This window comes from Mesorhizobium sp. AD1-1 (assembly GCF_020164655.1).
Taxonomy (GTDB): Bacteria; Pseudomonadota; Alphaproteobacteria; order Rhizobiales; family Rhizobiaceae; genus Mesorhizobium; species Mesorhizobium ciceri.
Map to the genome: position 1 here is coordinate 124,102 of NZ_JAIUGP010000009.1, position 17,905 is coordinate 142,006.

Genomic DNA, 17,905 nt, shown 5'->3' on the forward strand with positions numbered 1-17,905 from the left:
GCGCCCAATTGGCATATAGCTGATAGCAAACCTCGGCAAGCGGTCCGAGGTTTGCCCGCCTCCACCTAGGAGAGCATGATCAATCGATAGGTCCCTACTTGAATTGTCCCGCAACTCTCAGGCACCAAGCACTGATGAGCAGAAGATCAACAGTTGAAACGCATGGCTCCGGCAAGCTGACGGGCGCCACCTGACAGGGAGAGATCCGCCAGGGGGATGAGGACCGATGCAGACCAGGAACGACGGAATGCACGTTATCTTGTTGGATGGCCCGTCCTTCCCGTTGCGGGCAAATTGTTAGTCCGCACCGAAAGGAGGACTGCAAATGAACGTCGCCGTGCAGCGGAATAGATCTTGGAAGACGCTCTGCAGCGTGGTTGGCCTTGACCGGGAAGGTGCGGTCGTGTTGCGCCGGATGCGCCGTCCGTCTGTCGCCGGTTTCGTCGCAGGCAGCCGCAGTGCATCATCGGCATGGAGGCGTGCTGCGGTGCTCATCATCTCGCGCGTCAGTTTGACTCGGTCGGACACAATGTCCGGCTGATACCACCAAAGTATGTCAAACCGTGCGTGAAGCCGCACAAGAGCGATAATCGCGACGCGGAAGCAATCGCCGAAGCGGCGACGCGGCCGATAATGCGCTTCGTGCCGATCAAGTCAGAAGAGCAACTCGATGTGCAGACGTTGCACCGTGCCCGCGAGTGGCTGGTTGGCACACGGACGGGGCTGATCAATCATCTGAGGGGTGTGCTCTTCGACCGGGGCATCGTCATTGCCAAGGGGCGCCCAAGCTGAACCTGTGGCTGCGCGAGAACCTCTCCGACAAACCGATCCTAACCGCCAGGATGCGGCAACTGGCTCATGGCAGGGTTGACGAATTGCACGCGTTCAATCATCGGATCAAGCAGCTCGATCAGGAGTTCTAAGCGCTCGCGAAGAGCGATCAACGGGCTCGTCTGTTGCGCAGCGTCCGGGCATTGACGCTCTCAATGCAACAGCGCGGCGGCAGCGGTCGGCGATCTGTCGGGGTTTGCAAAGGGGCGTGACTTCACTGCTTGGCTGGGGCTTGTACCCCGCCAAATCACAACCGGCGGCAAGCCGCGCCTGACGGGGATCGGCAAGCGCGGGAGCGCCTACATGCGCGTGCTGTTGATCCGTGGCGCGAGCGGCACTGCAATATCTGGCGCGAATGGACACCCAGCTCGGCGCCTCGCTGCAGGCACTGCTCAAGCGCGCCAAACGCAACGTGGTGGTCGTTGCGCTTGCCAATAAACTGGCCCGGATCGCTGGGCCGTGATGTCGAACCAGCGCCCCTAAGAAGCCGTGATGGCCTCCAACGGATAACGGATTTGGTCGAGCCGGTGCGTCCCGGCATCTGCTCGGGCGCATGAAGTCTGCGGGAAGATGTTCAGGAGATGGCACAACGGTTGATCGGCGTTCGGCAAACCTGTCGGCAGGCAGCGGCCCTTTCGAGGTGGTGTATCTTGTTAGGAGCCGGGCGCGCGAATCTCCATCTTGGCAGGGCGCGCAGAGCGTCGAGGCCGGATACATTGGTGCAGCCGCGCCGATCGCGAGGCGGCCGGACCGCGCCGGATTGCCTGTGACGCTGCTCCGTCACTCCGATGGAAAAGTGTGCGGTTCCCGTGCTGCAAATAAGCAGCGCTGCTACCGCGTCGCAGGGCGTGGAAGACTGTACGGCCCATCGGAACTCAACGCCAGACTACGGAATCGTAGAATCGAGTATAGAATAGTGTATTATCGCATGTGGGAGGAGGAACGACGATGGCAATCAATTCTCCCAAAATACGACCGAGTAGGATGGCAGGATAAAAGGGCGCACATTGCGCGCCGGTCGGTTGGTTGTTTTTGCTGGAATTTTCGGGCTATTTCGCACGTTGCGACCGAACTGGACAATGTGTCGTGTGCCTTTTAACAATTGAATTTGCGCAAGAATTTGCAAGTTGCGAGGCGCGCCAAAGACATTCTGTCTGATTTTGGCGAATTGATCCTAGGTGTTCGCCTCGCTTCAGTCGCCACGCCTTCAGGTTCTCTCGATGTCCCACACCCAGCATCCTTCCTACGACCAGGCAACCAAGATGCTGGCGCGCCGCCGTGCGTTGATCCACGCCGTCGAGCTCGTGACCTCGCGCCGCGACGCGGCCGCCATCGTTCCGGCCGACCATCCCGAACGCGTACGCGACGCGCTGCTGAAGAGTAAAGGCTTCGGAGACGTGGAGGCTGGCACTGCGTGCGACCCGGAGGACTTAAACTCGTGGCGGATTTTCCGTGCCGCCGCAATCGGGACACGGACCCCAGCCGACATCACCGTCGCCTACCTCGCAGGTCCAGAACCCGAGAATGATCTCGACGTGTTCCTTGAACTGGGCGTGCGCGCAGAAAACATCTGGGCATTTGAGATCGATAAGAACGCGGCGGCCAAGGGATGGGGATCGCTCCGTAATCGGAAGAGGCGCGGTGTCAAGTTCATTCCCATTACCATTGAGGATTACTTCATTAACACACCGCATCGGTTCGACATCGTCTACTTCGATGCGTGTGGTCCCTTGCCGAGCAAAAGCTCCGCGACTGCCCGCGTCCTGATGACGATGTTCAGGCATTCCGCGCTGGCGCCGCTTGGTGTGCTGGTGAGCAACTTCGCTCGCCCTGACATCTCTCAGCCTGCCGAGCTCGACAGGCACGCCTTCCTCATTGGGGCGTACCTCTACCCGAAGGGTTTCCTCGAAAGCTCGAAGGGCGGCAGCGTCGAGGGTGCGAGATCGGACGGTCTTTGCTTCAACCTGCCCCCAGAAACCCCGGAGGTGTTCGATGCCGATGGCATGGAGGCCGAGGAAGACTCCTGCCCGGACTTTACGGACGTGGTGAAGTCGGACTTTGAGTTCCACTACGGGATGTTCATTACGCGCGCCCTGATGGATATGGCGACGATCGTGGCCCCTACGGCGCGACTGGCCGGCGGTGACTTATACAAGGTGGCATTCCAGCCAGACCTCAAAGCTGCGGTTGAGCGGGGCAAACGCCTTGTGCGTTTCAATGAGAAGGCAGTTCAATTATCCGAAGACGCGCCGGACAAGCACGAGGTTGAAGACCCCGCCGCGAGCCATCCCCAAGTGGATGAGTGCGATCCGAGTCATGCCGCTGTCGCCGAGAACGGCAACAGCGATCTATTGCTGGATGAAGCTTTCCCCCCTTTGGATGGCAACGCGATCATTGACCCGGAACAGTACTCCCTGCTTTGGACGCTGGCCGCCTGCGGGGCTTATTCGGTCGATGTGAACTTCGGGCCCGTGCCAGAGGAAGCTGGAAAGCTGGTGACCGATTGGCGGAAAGCCATGGGCGGCAAGACCCCGGGCAGGCCGTTCGACGAGCTTATGGCGATCTTTTACGCATGGCGAAACGATACGGCGCTCTGGTCCGACGCGATGCAGCGAATCGCCGAGTTCCCCTATCGCAGCCGCATGCCGTTCCTCTGTGATGTGCCAACCATAGAGATCGGTTTTTATCCCGCGTTCGCCCAGTTGGCCTATCCGGCGCACCCAAACGTTCGCGAGACGAAGCGTTTCCGATACATCGCCGAGGGTAAGCGGACGCCGATGTTTATGGACGTCATCGCCTTCGACGAGTGCCGGTACGTCTACGATTGGCTCTCGGCTCTCCACCTGACGCCCGAGGATTGGGAAGACATCTCCGCGCAGTTGACGTTCCGGTTCGCGCTAGACGGCATTGTGAAGGAAAAACGCTGGTTTGGTGAGGATTTTCTCTACGGGTGCCACGTGGTCGGCGAGAGCAGCAACTTCCCGATGAGCGACCTGAAGCCCCGCGAGGACCTCTCGCCCGGAATATCCGGGGAAGAATCGGCGAAAACCGATGAGGTAGTCCGGTAAGTGCGGCCCTTCAGGCTGGTTCTTCTCCCAGGACCTGCGGAACGCCTGTGCCCGTGCTGCTTCCGAGGTGCCCGTGAAGTGCAGCCGAATGGCGGAGATGAGGCGCAAGCCGCCGCTCGCTCGCTACCGCGCTATTGAATGGCGCGCTCGCGAGCGGCTCGGACGACTTTAGCCAGGATTCAGTTTGGCTCTGCTGCCAATCTCTTGATGGCTGCAGAAGGGTCGAACCCCAGGATCTTCGCCAGATCGATGAATTCAACTACGTCGACGCGGCGCTGGCCGCTTTCGAGCCGAGCCACAAACGACTGGTATTCGCCTAGCCTCGCGGCGAGCTCGGTCTGAGTCATCCCACTAGCCTCACGCCTTTCAATCAGCATCGCGATCAAGGATTGGTGGCGCTGCGTTCCGAGCGTTTTGACCACAGGTATGCCTCATCCGGTTCCAGATGAGGGCTTCAATTATATCTGATTTCCAGGTATCTTAAATTCAGATACGACCTCGCCGTGTCGAATTGGAGGAATCCAGGATGGCGCAATCAACAGTAACAAAACATGACCCTGCATTGGGCCTTTGGGCCGCATGGCGTCGTGCCCAACACACGTCTCTGGTGCTTTGCAGGGTACAGCAGCGGTTGGAGACAAGAATCATCCACAATACCGGAATTCAGGCATTGACCACAGGCGAGATCAGACAGCAGCCCACGCCAGTGATCGCTCCAGACGGCGTCCGCCAATACGCTCTCGCTCAGGAGGCCGAAGTCCTAGCCATGACCGAGGCGCTCAAACTTCAGGATGCGCTTCCAGAGGTTGCAGCTCTTTCCCTAGCTGGCATCTTGGCCAAGTTGGAAGTGATCGTCGGGGCAGACCGGGACATCGGCGATCCGACCGATTTCCCATGGCCACACATCGCGTCCGTACTGCGCGATCTGAAAGCCATTGCGGGCGAGTTACCGCTATGCGAGTCGAACCGCTCCGCTACCCGCGCTGATATAGCGGCGCATCTGAAACAGGCAGCCCAACTCATAGATTCTGTGGAGGCGGAATCGACTGCGAAGCATACACGCCAAACTGCGACATCGTGCGCGGAAACATCCGCTTTTCCAAAACCGGCTGAAAAACCGGCTGAATTTGTAAAATCAAGCCGGCGCCGCCCCACCTGATATGCCAAAAAGCTTAGTGAAATCAGTTAGATGGAATGGCGCGCCCGAAGAGATTCGAACTCCTGACCCCCAGATTCGTAGTCTGGTGCTCTATCCAGCTGAGCTACGGGCGCGCAACAGGCCATGCTTTCCATGACCCCGCGATCCGATCGTGAACGACCGGTCGCGACGAGACGTGTTCCCTAGCGACTGAATTTCCGAAAAGCAAGCCGATCCGGCAAAAGTTTTGTCGCAGGCGTGTCATCCGGCAATGACCGCTCGCTTCTCGGCGCCTCAAAACAACCAAAGCGCATCGTGTCTGGGTGGTTCAGACGATGCGCTTTCCATGCATGCCGGCCTCTCAGGGCAAAAGGCCGTTTCGCGGGCGACATGTTTCTGGAAGGAAGGGGTGAGACCGAAAAGCTAGGTGTTGCCAAGCGAAACCGGTCAAGACCTCAGGCCGGGCGGCGCAGGCCGTTGCGGGCCTGGTCGAGCCGGACCGGCTGGTCGGGGATGGTGACGGCGAATGTGGTGCGCCCGCCAATGCTCTCGACCAGCTCGACCGTGCCGCCATGCGCGCGGATCAGTTCGTGCGCGATCGCCAGGCCAAGGCCGGTGCCGCCGCTGCGCGCCGAGCCGCGAAAGGCCGCGAACAGGTTTTCGCGCGCCTTGGGCGGCAGGCCGGGGCCGGTGTCGCTGACGGCGATGCGGCTGACGCTGCCCAGGCGCACGGCCGACACCGCCAGGCGGCGCACCAGGGCGCTTTCACTGTCGGCCGCCATCGCCTGCACGGAATTCCGGCACAGATTGGTCAGCACCCTGAACAACTGGTCGGAATCGGCATCGACCTCGAAGGCCGGCTCGACCGAATTGACGAACTCGATGCCTTGCTCGATGTCCAGCAGGCCGTGCACGTCCTCGACCAGTTGCCGCAGCCTCAGGCGTCGGCGCGCCGGCGGCGGCTCCTGCGTGCGGCCGTAGTGAAGCACGCCTTCGGAATAAGACACGGCGCGGTCGAGCGCGCGCAGCAGTTTCGGCGCGAAGGCCTGCACCGTCGGATCCTTGACCTGACGCAAGCGGTCCGACATCAGCTGCGCCGAAGCCAGGATGTTGCGCATGTCATGGTTGATCTTGGAAACCGCCAGGCCGAGATCGGCAAGATGCTTCTGCTCGGAGAGCATTTTTTGCAGCCGTTCCTGCATTTGCGACAGCTCGCGCTCTGCAACGCCGATCTCGTCGGCGCGGGCAGCCGGATGGATGATCCGCCCGGGATCGTCAGGGGCTTCGGAGAAAGACAGCATCGAGCGCGTCATCGTCCGGATCGGCCCGATCATGATCAGGTCGATGGCGGCGTAGACCAGCATGGCGGTGAACAGCGAGATCAGCAGCGAGACGAAGGCGACGTTGCGCGAATAGCGCAGCATCGCGTTGCGCAGGCTGTTGTCGGGCATGATCAGCTCGAACTCCTTGTCCGAGTCGCCGACCGGACCGAAGACGCGCAGCATACGGTCGCCGCCGAAAAACAACGTGTCGAGCGCGCCGGTCATGCCCTTGATCATGCCGATCGAGGCGATATCGATGTGTTCGTCGACCTTCGGCGGCATTTCGGCCACCACCAGCAGCCGCGAGACGCCGCCGTCGCGCACCGCGATCGCCTTGGCGCCGATCGCCATCAGCACGTCGTTCTGCGCCGTGCGCGACAGCGAGGTGGGTTCACCCTGCACCAGCACGATCGACACCGCCGCCGCCGTGCTCAGCCGCTCCTTCAGCCAGTTCAGCCGGTAGCTCGCGATCCAAGGCAGGAAAATCAGCACTTCGGCCAGCAGCACGAAGACGATGGTCAGCAGCAGCAGCTTGGTCGACAGGCCGCGCGACAGCGGAACCGTGCGCACGCTGGCCGGCGCCTCGGTGGACCCCGCCGTGCCGATCCCTTCCTGGGCCTGTATGGTTTCGCTCATGCGGCTAATGTCTTCACGATCACTTGATCAACGCAGATTAGGCGATTACGGCTTTTTTGCCAATTTCATCCTTGGTCGCAAACATAAACCGGCCTGAATGGCGAAGCTTTCGGCCCGACGACTCCGGATTGACTTCCAAAAGCCTTCTTTCTATAAGCCCGCACACGCTCGGGCCATTCGTCCCGGCGCGGTTTCGATCGCGCCAAAGCCGGCCCGGCAAAGCTCCTGTTACACAGTGACAGAATCAAGAAGGGCCGCACCCCGCGGTATTAAAACAAATGAAGCGTACCTACCAACCGTCCAAACTCGTCCGCAAACGTCGGCACGGCTTTCGTGCCCGCATGGCCACCAAGGGTGGTCGCGGCGTCGTCGCAGCTCGCCGCAACCGCGGTCGCAAGCGGCTCAGCGCCTGAACGGAAGACGAGATCGTTGCCCGCATCCGGCAAGCCAGTGGGACCAAATCCCAAGCGGCTTCTGAAGCGCGCGGAATTCCTGGCTGTCCGTCGTGGTGAAAAACGACGCGGGCGGCTTTTTCTCGTCGAAGTTCTCGACCGCGGCGACGGCCTGTCGCCGCGCGTCGGCTACACCGTCACCAAGAAGGTCGGCAATGCGGTTGTCCGCAACCGCGTCCGGCGGCGGCTGCGAGAAGCCGTCCGTACGCATGCGGCAAGTGACATGGCGCCTGGCAATGACTATGTCATCGTCGGGCGCGAAGACGTGCTTACCACTCCGTTCGGCCAATTGAAGGCCGAACTCTCCCGCCGACTGCGCGGAACACGATAGGCCAAGGGCTTTCGATGGAAAACAACCGGAACTTCTTCATCACCATCGCGCTGTCGGTGCTGATCCTGGCGGTATGGCAATATTTTTATGTGTTGCCGCGCAGCGAAGCGCAGCGCGAGGCCGCCCGCGTCGAACAGCAGCGCGTCGAGGAGCAGAAGAAGGCCGCCGGCACCAATCCCGGTACCGACACCGGAACGCCCGCCGCCCCTGGCGCCATTCCCAACGCACCCGGCACCGATGCCGTGACGCCGGCCGGCCGCGAACAGGCGCTCGCCACGACGACCCGCGTGAAGATCGACACGCCGAGCCTCGAGGGTTCGATCAACCTGACCGGTGCCCGTCTCGACGACCTCAAGCTCAAGCACTACACCGAGACGGTCGACAAGAACTCGCCCGAGATCAGCCTGCTCAACCCGGCGGCACTGCCCAATGGCTACTATGCCGAGATCGGCTTCGTCGGCAACGACAAGACCGGCGCGGTGCCCGGTCCCGAAACAGTGTGGGCTGTCGACGGCAATGCGACACTGACGCCGACGACCCCGGTCACGCTGACCTATTCGAACGACAAGGGCCTGACCTTCAAGCGCACCTTTTCCGTCGACACCAACTACATGTTCACGGTGTCCGACACGGTGCAGAATGCCGGCACGGCCGCCGTCTCGCTGTCCAATTACGGCCGTGTCACCCGCTTCGACAAGCCGCTCGTTGCAAGCACCTATGTGCTGCATGAGGGCCTGATCGGCTTCACCGGCACGGAAGGCCTGCAGGAACACAAATACGCGTCCATCGAGAAGGACAAGCAGTTCACGCCGGGCAAGTCGACCGACGGCTGGCTCGGCATCACCGACAAATACTGGGCGGTGACGCTGGTGCCGACCGAGAAGCAGCCGTTCCAGCCGCGCTATGCCTATTTCGAGGACGGCCGCCATCGCTACCAGTCCGACTTCCTCACCGACCCGATCACCGTCGATGCCGGCCAGTCGGCGACGGTGGAGAGCGAGATCTTCGCGGGCGCCAAGGAAGTCGGCAAGATCAACGCCTATGCGGAAGACCGTCATATCAAGCGGTTCGACCTTTTGATCGACTGGGGCTGGTTCCACTTCATCACCAAGCCGATGTTCTGGCTGATCGACACGCTCTACAAATTCTTCGGCAATTTCGGCCTGGCCATTCTCGCCACCACCGTCATCGTCAAGGCCATCTTCTATCCGCTCGCCAACAAGTCGTACGCGTCGATGGCGAACATGAAGAAGGTGCAGCCGAAAATGCTCGAGATCCGCGAGAAATACGCGGACGACAAGATGAAGCAGCAGCAGGCGATGATGGAGCTGTACAAGACCGAGAAGATCAACCCGCTTGCCGGCTGCTGGCCGGTGGCGCTGCAAATCCCGGTCTTCTTCTCGCTCTATAAGGTGCTCTACATCACCATCGAAATGCGGCACGCGCCGTTCTTCGGCTGGATCCAGGATCTGGCCGCGCCCGATCCGACGTCGCTGTTCAACCTGTTCGGCCTGATCCCGGTCACCCTGCCGCACATGCTGATGATCGGCGTCTGGCCGCTGATCATGGGCGTCACCATGTTCCTGCAGATGCGCATGAACCCGACGCCGCCGGATCCGACGCAGGCGGCGATCTTCACCTGGATGCCTGTCATCTTCACCTTCATGATGGCGGGTTTCCCGGCCGGCCTGGTCATCTACTGGGCCTGGAACAACACGCTGTCGATCCTCCAGCAGGGCATCATCATGAAGCGCCAGGGCGCCAAGATCGAGCTGTGGGACAATCTGGTCGCGCTGTTCCGAAAGAAACCATCACCGGCCGAGTAGAAGGCGCAGCGCTTTCTCCAGCCTTCAAAGCCCCGCCTCGCGCGGGGCTTTTCGTTTAAGCAGCTCCGGCATCACGTTCCCGTGATCGGCGAAACTTGCGCCCCCTCGGCGGCGTGACTGCCTGTGCGTTTCCAAAGGCTATCAATTCCGATCAGCCCTCACACGGAGGAAGACCACATGCGCTTGCCGTCATTCAGGATCATCGCCCTTTCCGCACTCGTCGCCGGCGTGGCGATTGCCGCGCCCGCTTATGCCAAGAACCCGAATGTCGGCGGCGCGCCGATGTACACAACCAAGACCATCGTCGAGAACGCCGTCAATTCGAAGGACCACACGACGCTGGTCGCTGCGGTCAAGGCTGCCGGCCTGGTCGACACGCTGCAAAGCGCTGGCCCGTTCACCGTCTTTGCCCCGACCAACGCAGCGTTTGCGAAACTGCCCAAGGGCACCGTCGACACGCTGCTGAAGCCGGAGAACAAGGGCAAGCTCACCAAGGTGCTGACCGCGCATGTCGTGGCCGGCAAGATCTCCGGCGCCGAGATGATGAAGAAGGCCAAGGCGATGGGCGGCAAGTACGAGATGAAGACCGTCTCCGGTGACACGCTGACCGCCGAAGTCAAGAAGGGCAAGCTCTACATCATGGATGAGTCAGGCGGCGAGGCGCGAGTGACGATCGCCGACGTCAACCAGTCGAACGGCGTCATCCATGTCGTCAACAAGGTGTTGTTGCCGAAGTAACGGCTTTCGGCAAAGGGGATCAAGGCAGGTCCGTTGGGGCTTTCTCGGGCCTGCTATCCCCGCCTCATGACGAGGTGCCATGTTTCTTGGGAAGTCGTATCGGCATCGGCCGGGGTCCTGTCCCTCACAGGACCCCGGTTTCTTTTTGGCTGTTGCCTGTGCAGCCGGATAAGTTTCGAGCGTCGTCACTCCATCACGGCGCTGTGGTCGATCTTGGCCGGAGTCGCCGGCTTGCGCAGCAACAGAACCAGCGGAATGGCGGCAAGCGACAGGATCATCATCAGCTTGAAGTCGTTCATATAGCTGATGATCGTGGCCTGCAGCGTGACCACGCCGTCGAGCGCGGCGCGGCCCGCGGCGCTGTAGGGATCCATTGCCTGGAAGATCGCCGGATTGCTGAACGCCTGGTTGTAGGGTGTCACATAGGTGGCGATGTTGGCGTGGTTGATCTGCACGTTCTGCGTCAACAGCGCGGTGACCACCGATATGCCGACGCTGGAGCCGATGTTTCGTGACAGATTGTAAAGGCCTGTGCCTTCCGCGCGCCGCTCCGGCGCCAGCGTGGCGAAGGTGATGGTGGTCAGCGGCACGAACAGGAAACCCAGGCCCGCGCCCTGGATGAAGCCGGTGCTGATGATCGTCCATTGCGAGACGTCAGGCGTCCAGCCGGTCATGTCGTACATCGCCCAGGCGGTGACCAGCAGGCCGGTTAGAAGCAGCCAGCGTGTGTCCACCTTGCCGATCAGCCTGCCGACCAGGAACATGCAAGCCATGGTGCCGAGACCGCGCGGCCCCATGACGATGCCGGCCGTCACCACCGGATAGCCCATCAGCGTCTGCAGATAGGGCGTCATCAGGGCCAGCGAGGCCAGATAGGTGATGCCGATGATGAAGATGAAGATCATGCCGACGGCGAAATTCCTGTCGAGGAACAGCCGCGGGTTCACGAAGGTGTTTTTGGCGGTGAAGGTGTGGACGAGGAAGATGTAGAAGGCCGACGCGCAGATCAGCGCCTCGACGATGATCTCGGACGACGAGAACCAGTTGAGCTGCTCGCCGCGATCGAGGAACATCTGCAGCGACGCGATGGTGACGCTGAGCATGCCGAAGCCCAGCCAGTCCAGCCTGGCCTTGAGGTCCGTCTTGGTTTCCTGGACGAACATCGAGACGCCGGCGAAAGCCAGGGCCCCGATCGGTACGTTGATGTAGAACACCCAGCGCCAGCTGACATTCTCGGTCAGCCAGCCGCCGATGACCGGCCCGAGCACCGGCCCGACCATCACCGAAACGCCGAACAGCGCCATCGCCGAGCCGCGTTCCTCGACGCTGTAGATGTCGAGCAGGATGCTCTGCGCCAGCGGCACCAGGGCTGCGCCGAACAGGCCTTGCAGCAGGCGGAAGCCGACGATCTGCGGCAGCGACTGCGCGAAGCCGCACAGCACCGATGCGACGACGAAGCCGGTGATCGAGATCAGCAGGATGCGCTTGCGGCCGAAGCGATTGGCAAGATAGCCCGAAGGCGGCGTCATGACGGCCGCCGCGACGATGTAGGACGTCAGCACCCAGTTTATCTGGTCGGCGCTTGCCGAAACGCTGCCCTGGATATAGGGCAGCGCCACATTGGCGATGGTGGTGTCCAGCGCCTGCATGATCACGGCCAGGATCACGCAGGCGGTGATGGCGCCGCGATTGGCGACCACGCCACCTGTCGCGGACGCGCCGGTCATGACTTTTGTCCGAACCGACCGAGGAGGTCCGTCACGAAGTCCGGCAGGCCGCGCGCATGGCCGGTATCGATGCCGACCACGACGCTCATCCCGCCGCGCAGCGGCGGCTTGCCCTGGAGATCGTCCACCGTCACGCGCATCGGAATGCGTTGCACGACCTTGACCCAGTTGCCGGTGGTGTTCTGCGCCGGAAGCAGCGAGAAGCTCGACGACGACGCCGGGCTGATCGAGGCGACTCTGCCGTGCCAGACGGCACCGGGATAGCTGTCGACGCTGATCGTCGCCGTCTGTCCCGGCCGCACATAGGTCAGTTCGGTTTCCTTAGGCTCCGCCGCGATCCACAGCTCGGTCGCCGAAATCAGGCTGAACGCCGGCTGCGAAGCCGGCAGGTACTTGCCGACCTGAAGCGCGTCGACATTGGTGACGATGCCGTCGAATGGCGCCTTGACGATGGAATCGGCAAGGTTGCGCTGGGCGTCGTCCACCGCCGACTGCGCCTGGAGATAGAACGGGTTCTTCTCCACCGGCTGGCTGGCGTCGCCGCCGAGCTGGGCAAGCGTCGCCTGTGCCTGCGCTTGGGCAACGGACACTTTCTGGCGGGCGGCGACGAGGTCGTGCTGGGCGCTGTCGAAGGTCGCCTTCGAGGAGGTGGAGGTCTTGAGCAGATCCTGCTGGCGTTGGAAAGCGGCCTCGTAATAGGGGATGTCGGCCTGCGCCTGCTCGATCAGCGCCTGCGACTGCTGGTAGCTCGCCTGCAAGGTCAGCACCTGGTTGCGCACTGTGCCGAGCTGTGCCTGGGCGGCGGCAAGAGCGGTTTCGAAAGAGGCCGGCCGCAACCGGAAAAGCACCTGGTCCTTCTTCACCGCCTCGTTCTCGTGCACGTCGATCTCGGACACAGTGCCGGAGACATCGGTGGAAACGCCGAGCGACTGCGCCTGGATGTAGGCATTGTCGGTCGTCATGACCTGGCCGCCGATGACGTAGTAATAGCCGCCGACGACCAGCGCGAACGGAAGCAGGGCAAACAGGATCGGCCGTGCCCGGCCGCGCTTGGGCTTGACCGGCGCCGGAGGCGCCACCGCAACCCCGGCCTGGCGTGGCTCCTTGGACGGAGCCTCGAGCGCCGCCGGCTCCAGGGCGACCGGTGCTTCGAGCTCGTCATTGTCGATGACGGTGCTGGCTCGCCTTTGCTCGCGTTCGCTGTCCAGCCGGATGACCTGGTCGCGCGCCCGGTCGGCGGCGGATCCGTCTTCTTCGACAGGCTTCTTTGGTGAGGTTGATTCAGCCATGTGTTTTCTCCCGGTCGGCGGCAGGCTGGGCGCAAGCCGCGAGCAGATTGGATTTGATGAGGGATAGGGTTTGCAGCAGATGCAGTTGCGCATCCGCGGAAAGGCCGACAAAGGCCTCGTCACGCGTCTTCCGCCCATTGCCGCGCATGATTTCGATCAGCGGATGGGCTTGCGGCTTCAGGTACAGCAGCCATGCCCGGCGGTCAGCGGGATCGGGCCGGCGCTCGATGAAGCCGCTTGCTTCCGTCTTGTCGAGCAGCCGGGCGAGCGTGATCGGCGTGATCTCGATCAGGTCCGCCAGTTTGTTCTGGTGGATGCCTTCATGCAGGCTGAGATAGGCCAGCACCTGCCACTGGGCGCGGGTCAGCCCCGATGCCCGCGACCTCTGCTCGAACCGCTTTCGAAGCAGGCGCGCGACATCGTGCAGCACGAAGCTGATGTTGGGTGACGATGGCATGGGAGGTACTGGAGTTTTTCGGCGCGACTGTTAGTGAGCATGCTTATTATCATCATGCACATAATCTTGCTGGACGCGGTGCGCAAGACGGACTAAGCCCGCCTGGAAAAAATGACGCATGGGCTGCGACCCACCCAAAGGCTCAGGTAGCGGGCTGTTGCCGGGCAAGGATACGACGATGAATTGGCTGAAGATCGCGACCGTGGCGGCCATTGCGGGATGGCCGGGCATTGCGCTCGCAAAGGGCGCCGTCAGTTGCGGCGGCGCCGCCATGCTGGGTGGCGCGCAATTGAACTGCAGCCACGTCGAACCCCAGGCGCCGCCTCAGTTTTGCACCTATAGCTGGGCTCTCCACATGCCGGCCGGCGACCAGAAAATCGTCGAAGGCAGCTTCATGCTGCCGCCCGGCGCCACGAATGTCACCGTCTATCAGGGCAGCGGTTTCGACAGTGCGCTGTCCGATCCGATCGTGATTTGCCGCGGCAGCAAATGAGCAAGGCCGTCAAGGAAAGCTCGCTCGTCGCCCGATTGGTGCTATAGGGCGGATCACGCTATTTTGAACGGGCGCATTCGAGTTTCGGATGCACCTGGCGGCCATTTCTCTGACGGATTTCGACATGGACGGACCCAACCCAGACATCAAGCACCCGATCCCGATGCATACCCGCGTCGGCTTCCTCAAGGGACTGGTGAACGCGCCGAACATCGAGATCGGCGACTTCACCTATTATGACGACCCCGACGGGCCGGACAAATTCGCCGAGAAATGCGTCCTGCATCACTATCCGTTCATAGGCGACAAGCTGATCATCGGCAGGTTCTGCGCCATCGCCGAGGGCGCGCGCTTCATCATGAACGGCGCCAACCACGCCATGTCCGGCTTTTCGACCTATCCGTTCAATATTTTCGGCCATGGCTGGGAAAAGGGTTTTGATCCGGCGACCTGGTCGAAGGAGGTGCGCGGCGACACCATCGTCGGCAACGACGTCTGGATCGGCATGGAGGCGGTGATCCTGCCCGGGGTGGAAATCGGCCACGGCGCCATCGTCGCTGCGAAATCGGTGGTGACGCACGACGTGCCGCCCTATGCGATCGTCGCCGGCAACGCGGCCAAGGTGGTAAAGATGCGTTTCGACGACCGGACAATCAGGCGGCTGCTGGCGGTGGCGTGGTGGGACTGGCCGGTAGACAAGGTCAGCCGCAACCTCGATGCTATCCGGGGTGCCAATATTTCTCTTCTGGAGGCAGCAGCTTGAACGCTCTGAACAGCAGCATAATCGGCACCGAACTGTTTACGCGAGGGTGGATATTCATCCGCGGCGTGCCGGCGATGAAGTTCCTGCCACCGGAAGGGCCGCCGGAAATCGCCTTTGCCGGCCGCTCGAATGTCGGCAAGTCGTCGCTGATCAATGCGCTGGTCAACCAGAAGGGGCTGGCGCGCACTTCCAACACGCCGGGGCGCACGCAGGAGCTCAACTATTTCGTGCCGGATGGATTTTCGGGCGAGGGCGCCGACCTGCCGCCCTTGGCGCTGGTCGACATGCCCGGCTACGGCTACGCCACCGCGCCCAAGGAGAAGGTCGACGAGTGGACCAAGCTGGTCTTCGATTACCTCAAGGGCCGGGTCACGCTGAAACGCGTCTATGTGCTGATCGACGCCCGTCATGGCATCAAGGCCAAGGACGACGAAGTGCTGTCGCTGCTCGACAAGGCGGCGGTGTCCTACCAGATCGTGCTGACCAAGACCGACAAGATCAAGACTGCCGGCGTGCCGAGGCTGATCGAGGAGACGCTGGCAAAGATCAAGAAGCGGCCGGCGGCGTTCCCGTTCGTGCTGGCCACCTCTTCTGAAAAGGCCGAGGGCCTTCAGGAATTGCAGGCAGCCATCGTGCTTGCCGCCAATGGCGGCTAAAGCATCCGCACCTTAGAGCAATTCTAGGAAAAGTGTGAAGCGGTTTTCCGTCCAGAATTGCGTCTAAACAAAGAGTTAGAGCATGGTCTGGCTAGGGCTTGGCCTCGATAGCAATCGTCTGATGGCCTTCTTCCGCCACAAGCCTTTCGGTGCCGTAGGCCTTCAGGAACATGCTGACGCCTGACCTGACGATGTGGTCGATCTCGTCCTGGGTCGGGGCCTTGGTGCGGTAGGCGAAGATGCACTGGCGGAACAGACCGGCCAGGCACAGTTCGGTGAACTGATAGGCGGCAAGATCGACATCGTCGATGCGCAGCAGGTCGCGCTCGATGGCGGCATTGAGAAAGGCCGCGACCTTGTCGTGGCCACGCTTGGGACCGCGCTCGTAAAAACGCGCGCCCATGTCGGGGATCCGGTCTGATGCCCCGATCACCGTGCGCTGCGCTTGGACGACCTTGGCCGACGTGATCTTGAGAGCCAGCACCTTGCCGAACTTCACCAGCGTCTCGCGCAGGTTGTCGGCATTGTCCAGCACGTCATACATGTTCTTGAAGATGGTGCCGCGCTCTTCCTCGATCAGCGCCTCGAACAGCTCTTCCTTGTTGGCGAAGTAGACGTAGATCGTACCCTTGGAGACGCCGGCCTCGCGGGTGATGTCGTTCATCGAGGCGGCTTCGAAGCCCTTGTCGATGAAGACACGACGGGCGCCGTCGATGATCTGGCTGCGCTTGGCCGGATCCTGCCCCGCGGCCGGGCGGCCACGACGCAAGCTTTCCAACAGGTCGTCACACGACTCGTTTTCGACATTGGGCGGGGTCTCGGCCATGAAAGTCACACCTCGAAAATAATTCGAACCAAGCGGTTCGATTGCCCTTGATATGGTCCTCTTTACGCGCTATGTCAACGGCCGGATCGAACCGAACGGTTCAGTATTATATTATAACTTTAGAGAGATGTCATGTCCTCGAACGCGCCGAACACTGCCGAAGTCCGTCCCTTCCCCAACGCCAAGGTTGCGCCGGCGACGGAAGCACCGGAAGTACCTGTCCAGCCCGTCTCGTCGCCGCCGGCAGAGGCTCCGGCCAAGAAGAAGCGTTCGGTGCGTTCCTTCCTGCTGCCGGTCATCGGTGTTGCCTTGCTGGGCGCCGGCGCCTGGTATGGGTACGACTACTGGACAACGGGCCGCTTCATGATCTCGACGGACGATGCCTATGTCCAGGCGGACATGGCGTTCATCTCGCCCAAGATTTCCGGCTATGTCGATCAGGTCAAGGTCAGCGAGAACCAGCTGGTCAAGGCCGGCGATCCGCTGCTCGTCGTCGATGACGGCGATTACAAGATTGCCGTCGCCCAGGCCGAGGCGCAGATCGCCACCTTGAGCAAGACGCTCGACCGTATCGACGCCCAGACCGACGCGGCCCGCGCCTCGCTGCAGCAGGCCCAGGCGCAGAAGGTCGCCGACCAGGCCGCGGCCGACAACGCAGCCAAGGTCGCGGCGCGCGCCTCGCAGCTGCTCAAGACCCATGTCGGCACGCAGGCGCAGCTGGACGACGCCCAGACCGCGGTCCAGCAGGCCGATGCCGCCCTTGTCGGCGCCGACGCACAGATCGCCGCCGCGCAAGCCAATATCGGCGTGCTGCAGGCGCAGCGCGCGGAATCGGCGAGCACGCTGGCGTCCCTGCAGCTCAGCCATGACAAGGCGCTGCGCGATCTTTCCTTCACCGTGCTCAAGGCGCCATATGACGGCATCGTCGGCAACCGCTCGGTCGAGCAGGGCGACCTTGTCAGCCCCGGCCAGAAGCTCGCCGTCATCGTGCCGATGGACAAGCTCTACATCGTCGCCAACTTCAAGGAGACACAACTTGCCCGGCTGGTTCCCGGCGAGAAGGTCAGGATCTCGGTCGATGCGACCGACGGCCAGGACTTCGAGGGAACCGTTTCGTCGCTGGCGCCGGCTTCGGGTGCCGTGTTCTCGCTGCTGCCGCCCGAAAACGCCACCGGCAACTTCACCAAGGTCGTGCAGCGCGTTCCGGTCCGCATCGATGTGCCGGCCGATGCGCTGAAGAGCGGTAAGCTGCGCGCCGGCCTGAGCGTCGTCGTCGCCGTCGACAGCCGCACCGCCCCATCCGGGTCGGCCTCAGTGGCAACGTCGAATTGAGCGGCGGCCGGGGAGCAATG

General features: G+C 62.0%; 16 protein-coding genes, 1 tRNA gene and 1 pseudogene. 11 read left to right on the forward strand and 7 right to left on the reverse strand.

Annotated elements, in window-relative coordinates:
• Window positions 1–325: 325 nt before the first annotated feature.
• Both LB519_RS18250 and LB519_RS18255 read left to right on the forward strand, forming a co-directional pair.
• Window positions 326–1,294 (forward strand): annotated as a pseudogene (locus tag LB519_RS18250) (IS110 family transposase).
• 757 nt (window positions 1,295–2,051) lie between these two features.
• Complete coding sequence (locus LB519_RS18255) at window positions 2,052–3,899, forward strand: class I SAM-dependent methyltransferase (protein WP_224620811.1); 1,848 nt, start codon at window positions 2,052–2,054, stop codon at window positions 3,897–3,899.
• Between the two features lie 179 nt (window positions 3,900–4,078).
• On the opposite strand, the gene LB519_RS18260 is transcribed toward LB519_RS18255, so the two are convergent.
• Window positions 4,079–4,276, reverse strand: coding sequence for a multiprotein-bridging factor 1 family protein (locus LB519_RS18260; RefSeq protein WP_224620865.1), 198 nt, complete (start codon window positions 4,274–4,276; stop codon window positions 4,079–4,081).
• A gap of 149 nt (window positions 4,277–4,425) precedes the next feature.
• Here LB519_RS18260 and LB519_RS18265 point away from each other — a divergent pair, with 149 nt between their 5' ends.
• Window positions 4,426–5,058 carry a hypothetical protein gene (locus LB519_RS18265; RefSeq protein WP_224620812.1) on the forward strand — a complete coding sequence of 211 codons (633 nt, stop codon included), beginning with the start codon at window positions 4,426–4,428 and terminating at the stop codon, window positions 5,056–5,058.
• A 36-nt stretch (window positions 5,059–5,094) separates the two neighbouring features.
• On the opposite strand, the gene LB519_RS18270 is transcribed toward LB519_RS18265, so the two are convergent.
• Both LB519_RS18270 and LB519_RS18275 read right to left on the reverse strand, forming a co-directional pair.
• A tRNA-Arg gene (locus tag LB519_RS18270) sits at window positions 5,095–5,171 on the reverse strand.
• Window positions 5,172–5,492: 321 nt separating this feature from the next.
• Entirely contained in the window at window positions 5,493–6,995 is a 1,503-nt protein-coding gene (locus tag LB519_RS18275; protein ID WP_013528506.1) for a sensor histidine kinase, read from the reverse strand.
• 278 nt (window positions 6,996–7,273) lie between these two features.
• On the opposite strand from LB519_RS18275, the gene rpmH reads away from it, so the two are divergent.
• The 4 genes from rpmH to LB519_RS18295 all read left to right on the forward strand — a co-directional run bounded on the left by rpmH (window position 7,274) and on the right by LB519_RS18295 (window position 10,342).
• On the forward strand, window positions 7,274–7,408 hold the full coding sequence (gene rpmH / locus LB519_RS18280) for a 50S ribosomal protein L34 (RefSeq protein WP_008833937.1): 135 nt from the start codon (window positions 7,274–7,276) through the stop codon (window positions 7,406–7,408).
• A gap of 16 nt (window positions 7,409–7,424) precedes the next feature.
• Window positions 7,425–7,778, forward strand: coding sequence for a ribonuclease P protein component (gene rnpA / locus LB519_RS18285; RefSeq protein WP_013528505.1), 354 nt, complete (start codon window positions 7,425–7,427; stop codon window positions 7,776–7,778).
• Between the two features lie 14 nt (window positions 7,779–7,792).
• The gene (gene yidC / locus LB519_RS18290; protein ID WP_224620813.1) at window positions 7,793–9,604 is read left to right on the forward strand and encodes a membrane protein insertase YidC; all 1,812 of its coding nucleotides are present in this window, start codon (window positions 7,793–7,795) and stop codon (window positions 9,602–9,604) included.
• Window positions 9,605–9,781: 177 nt separating this feature from the next.
• Window positions 9,782–10,342, forward strand: a complete 561-nt coding sequence (locus LB519_RS18295) for a fasciclin domain-containing protein (protein ID WP_064992786.1) — start codon at window positions 9,782–9,784, stop codon at window positions 10,340–10,342.
• A gap of 185 nt (window positions 10,343–10,527) precedes the next feature.
• Here LB519_RS18295 and LB519_RS18300 read toward each other — a convergent pair whose 3' ends face one another.
• From LB519_RS18300 to LB519_RS18310, 3 genes are read right to left on the reverse strand one after another with little or no spacing between them, the layout of a single operon-like run.
• Entirely contained in the window at window positions 10,528–12,069 is a 1,542-nt protein-coding gene (locus LB519_RS18300; protein ID WP_064992787.1) for a DHA2 family efflux MFS transporter permease subunit, read from the reverse strand.
• Window positions 12,066–13,358, reverse strand: coding sequence for an HlyD family secretion protein (locus LB519_RS18305; RefSeq protein WP_127369021.1), 1,293 nt, complete (start codon window positions 13,356–13,358; stop codon window positions 12,066–12,068). The genes LB519_RS18300 and LB519_RS18305 overlap by 4 nt, the downstream gene beginning before the upstream one ends.
• Window positions 13,351–13,815 (reverse strand): MarR family winged helix-turn-helix transcriptional regulator, encoded by a 465-nt coding sequence (locus LB519_RS18310; RefSeq protein WP_224620814.1) that lies wholly within the window; start codon window positions 13,813–13,815, stop codon window positions 13,351–13,353. The genes LB519_RS18305 and LB519_RS18310 overlap by 8 nt, the downstream gene beginning before the upstream one ends.
• A gap of 178 nt (window positions 13,816–13,993) precedes the next feature.
• Between LB519_RS18310 and LB519_RS18315 the strand changes: the two genes are divergently transcribed.
• The 3 genes from LB519_RS18315 (at window position 13,994) to yihA (ending at window position 15,727) form a co-directional block, all read left to right on the forward strand.
• Window positions 13,994–14,308: a hypothetical protein gene (locus LB519_RS18315; protein ID WP_024502096.1), complete on the forward strand. Its 315-nt coding sequence runs from the start codon at window positions 13,994–13,996 to the stop codon at window positions 14,306–14,308.
• Between the two features lie 124 nt (window positions 14,309–14,432).
• Entirely contained in the window at window positions 14,433–15,071 is a 639-nt protein-coding gene (locus LB519_RS18320; protein ID WP_027161114.1) for a CatB-related O-acetyltransferase, read from the forward strand.
• Window positions 15,068–15,727 carry a ribosome biogenesis GTP-binding protein YihA/YsxC gene (gene yihA, locus LB519_RS18325; RefSeq protein WP_024502094.1) on the forward strand — a complete coding sequence of 220 codons (660 nt, stop codon included), beginning with the start codon at window positions 15,068–15,070 and terminating at the stop codon, window positions 15,725–15,727. The genes LB519_RS18320 and yihA overlap by 4 nt, the downstream gene beginning before the upstream one ends.
• A 91-nt stretch (window positions 15,728–15,818) precedes the next feature.
• On the opposite strand, the gene LB519_RS18330 is transcribed toward yihA, so the two are convergent.
• Entirely contained in the window at window positions 15,819–16,553 is a 735-nt protein-coding gene (locus tag LB519_RS18330) for a TetR/AcrR family transcriptional regulator (RefSeq protein ID WP_013528496.1), read from the reverse strand.
• 132 nt (window positions 16,554–16,685) lie between these two features.
• On the opposite strand from LB519_RS18330, the gene LB519_RS18335 reads away from it, so the two are divergent.
• A complete protein-coding gene (locus tag LB519_RS18335; RefSeq protein WP_224620815.1) occupies window positions 16,686–17,885 on the forward strand; it encodes an HlyD family secretion protein in 1,200 nt (399 codons plus the stop codon).
• Window positions 17,886–17,905: the final 20 nt, after the last annotated feature.

Bases quoted from the DNA above. Each gene is read 5' to 3' on its own strand.
- rpmH (WP_008833937.1), top strand. From the start codon at position 7,274: ATGAAGCGTACCTACCAACCGTCCAAACTCGTCCGCAAACGTCGGCAC.
- LB519_RS18295 (WP_064992786.1), top strand. From the start codon at position 9,782: ATGCGCTTGCCGTCATTCAGGATCATCGCCCTTTCCGCACTCGTCGCC.
- LB519_RS18300 (WP_064992787.1), bottom strand. From the start codon at position 12,069: ATGACCGGCGCGTCCGCGACAGGTGGCGTGGTCGCCAATCGCGGCGCC.
- LB519_RS18320 (WP_027161114.1), top strand. From the start codon at position 14,433: ATGGACGGACCCAACCCAGACATCAAGCACCCGATCCCGATGCATACC.
- LB519_RS18275 (WP_013528506.1), bottom strand. From the start codon at position 6,995: ATGAGCGAAACCATACAGGCCCAGGAAGGGATCGGCACGGCGGGGTCC.
- LB519_RS18315 (WP_024502096.1), top strand. From the start codon at position 13,994: ATGAATTGGCTGAAGATCGCGACCGTGGCGGCCATTGCGGGATGGCCG.
- LB519_RS18265 (WP_224620812.1), top strand. From the start codon at position 4,426: ATGGCGCAATCAACAGTAACAAAACATGACCCTGCATTGGGCCTTTGG.
- LB519_RS18330 (WP_013528496.1), bottom strand. From the start codon at position 16,553: ATGGCCGAGACCCCGCCCAATGTCGAAAACGAGTCGTGTGACGACCTG.
- yidC (WP_224620813.1), top strand. From the start codon at position 7,793: ATGGAAAACAACCGGAACTTCTTCATCACCATCGCGCTGTCGGTGCTG.
- LB519_RS18335 (WP_224620815.1), top strand. From the start codon at position 16,686: ATGTCCTCGAACGCGCCGAACACTGCCGAAGTCCGTCCCTTCCCCAAC.
- LB519_RS18305 (WP_127369021.1), bottom strand. From the start codon at position 13,358: ATGGCTGAATCAACCTCACCAAAGAAGCCTGTCGAAGAAGACGGATCC.
- LB519_RS18255 (WP_224620811.1), top strand. From the start codon at position 2,052: ATGTCCCACACCCAGCATCCTTCCTACGACCAGGCAACCAAGATGCTG.
- LB519_RS18310 (WP_224620814.1), bottom strand. From the start codon at position 13,815: ATGCCATCGTCACCCAACATCAGCTTCGTGCTGCACGATGTCGCGCGC.
- LB519_RS18260 (WP_224620865.1), bottom strand. From the start codon at position 4,276: ATGCTGATTGAAAGGCGTGAGGCTAGTGGGATGACTCAGACCGAGCTC.